The sequence below is a fragment of the Candidatus Palibaumannia cicadellinicola genome (assembly GCF_002855795.1).
In the GTDB taxonomy this organism is placed as follows: Bacteria; Pseudomonadota; Gammaproteobacteria; order Enterobacterales; family Enterobacteriaceae; genus Baumannia; species Baumannia cicadellinicola_C.
This window is the reverse complement of sequence record NZ_NJPO01000090.1, coordinates 1-2,619: the sequence shown is the minus strand read 5'-3', so window position 1 is coordinate 2,619 and position 2,619 is coordinate 1. Positions and strand designations below refer to the sequence as shown.

At 37.8% G+C, this 2,619-nt stretch carries 2 protein-coding genes; both read right to left on the bottom strand.

All coding sequences use genetic code 11. The features are described 5' to 3' along the window. The coding region (gene adk, locus CEX73_RS01815; protein ID WP_101626896.1) for an adenylate kinase at positions 1-553 on the bottom strand (553 nt) is incomplete at its 3' end. Positions 554-628: 75 nt separating this feature from the next. After that, the gene (htpG, locus tag CEX73_RS01810; protein WP_101626895.1) at positions 629-2,515 is read right to left on the bottom strand and encodes a molecular chaperone HtpG; all 1,887 of its coding nucleotides are present in this window, start codon (positions 2,513-2,515) and stop codon (positions 629-631) included. Between the last annotated feature and the right edge of the window lie 104 nt (positions 2,516-2,619).

The window sequence follows — 2,619 nt, the reverse complement described above, 5'->3', positions numbered from 1 at the left end:
CTTTACGGTAGTAATTTATCAGCGGTTTTGTTTGCTGGTGGTCATCCCCCAGACGCTTATACACTGTCTCTTCCTGGTCATCTTTGCGTATTATTAAAGCTTCGCCGGTTACATCATCCTTACCTTCTTGTTTTGGTGGATTAAATTTGACATGATAAATGCGGCCAGACGGCCCATGAACCATACGGCCCATAATACGATTTATGAGTAATGTATCAGGTACGGTCAAAAGAAGCACGACATCTATTTTAATGCCAGCTGTTTTTATTGCTTCTGCTTGAGCAATAGTACGAGGAAAACCATCTAGTAAAAATCCTTTACTGCAATCATTATGTCTAATTCGTTCTGTGACTAACTTTATAACTAGCTGATCAGTAACTAATTTTCCGGCATCGATAATAGTTTTTACGGTTTTTCCTAACGTAGATTGCTTCTTAACGGCGGCGCGCAACATAGCGCCGGTAGAAATATGTGGAATTCCATACTCTGTAATCAGAAATTGTGCTTGAGTGCCTTTACCAACGCCAGGAGCACCCAGGATAATAATACGCATTAGGTTAATCTCTTGATCGAAGTTATACTATCCCAAACAAGATAACATGACTTCCTAACTGCTTAATATAGGCACCTAGCTAGGTATAGTATTTAGTAACTGATTTGGGCGGCGGATAAATTTATTTGGATCTTCTAATGTGCCACACTCCACAAATAAAGCTTGATCGAATAGTAGTTCTATCCATTCGCTGAAGGCAATTTGATCTTCCGTAGTTACCACACGTTTCACTAATGGATGTTCTGGGTTTAGCTCAAAGATATACTTCATTTCTGGTTTATTCTGGCCTGTTGCAACGATCAGTTTGGCCATATGGGTTGTCATGTCATTAGAATCTATAGTTACAATAGACGGCGTATCGGTTAAACGATATGTTAGTCGCACCTCTTTGATTCTATTACCTAGATAATTTTTCACCCGCTCTACAAATGGTTTCAAAGCTTTTTCCATATCTTTCTGTTCAGGGGTATCTTCATCAGCAAGTTCATCGAACGTGAGATCAGCTTTACTTACTAATTGGAATGACTTACCGTTAAATTTAGTTAAATAATTGATCATCCATCCATCAATGCGATCAAAGAGTAATAACACTTCGATGCCTTTTTTTTGCAGTAATTCTAGATGCGGACTACTCTTTGCGGCAGCGTAACTATCAGCGGTAATGTAGTAAATTTTATCCTGCTTTTCTACCATGCGGCTAACATACTCATCAAGTGATACAGTTTGCGCTTCACTATTACCGTAAGTAGAAGCAAAACGAAGTAGTTTGGCTATAGTTTCGCTATTTGCTGGGTCTTCCGCTGGCCCTTCTTTTAGTACTAAGCCAAAATTTTGCCAGAAAGACTGGTATTGTTCGCTATTGTCTTTAGCTAATTTTTCTAGTATCGAAAGTACACGTTTAGTCATTGCGCTCTTTAAACCCTGAGTTACTCGGCTATGTTGCAGAATTTCTCGTGAAATATTAAGCGGCAAATCATTACAATCTATGATTCCTTTTATGAAGCGTAGGTAGTTAGGAATAAAATATTCTGCATCATCCATAATAAGCACACGCTTAACATAAAGTTTCAGACCATATTTATGATCGCGATTCCAAAGACTCCATGGTGCATTAGCAGGAACATACAGTAAGCAAGTATACTCTTGCTTGCCTTCAACGCGATTGTGGCTCCAGCTTAGTGGGTCATGAAAATCATGGGATAGATGTTTGTAAAAATCTTTATATTCTTCATCAGTTATATCTATTTTGTTACGAGTCCATAGTGCCTGAGCTTTGTTAATTTGTTCCCAAGTGATCTCTTTTTCGTTGTTTTTAGTATTAATTGCTATCTCAACCGGCAAGGCAATATGATCGGAATACTTTCCTATAATATTTTTTATTCGCCAGTCGTCGAGAAATTCATCTTCACCTTCACGTAAATATAGAGTAATTTCCGTACCACGCTCTGGCCTATTAATAGAAGCGATTATATAGTTACCTTCACCGGTTGACTCCCAATAAACTCCTTCCTCAGCAGAAGCCCCTGCTGCCCGGGTATGTACTGTTACCTTTTCAGCCACGATAAATGCCGAATAAAAACCAACACCAAATTGACCGATTAACTGACTATTTTTAATGTTGTCTGTACCAATAGATTTCAGAAAAGCTTTAGTACCAGATTTAGCAATAGTACCTAAATTATCGATCACTTCGTCATAACGCATTCCTATGCCATTATCCATAATGGTAATGGTACGTTTTGCTTTATTACAGATCAGGCGTACACTTAGTTCACCATTTCCTTCATATAGATCAGACTGTGCTAGGGCGCGGAAGCGCAATTTATCCGCAGCATCCGAAGCATTAGAAATTAGTTCTCGCACAAAAATTTCTTTATTGGAGTAAAGAGAATTAATCATAATATGAAGTAACTGCTTTACTTCTGATTGAAATCCACGGGTTTCTTGTTTTTTTATAATCATAAATGGCTACCAAATAAACAGATGAAAATGATCAAAACATAGGGATAAAGAGAGATTATTTCAAGCACAAATATTCAAAATAGTTGCGAATGTTAGAGAACACT

Excerpts from the sequence above, each read along its gene's own strand:
- htpG (WP_101626895.1), bottom strand. The coding sequence starts at position 2,515 with ATGATTATAAAAAAACAAGAAACCCGTGGATTTCAATCAGAAGTAAAG.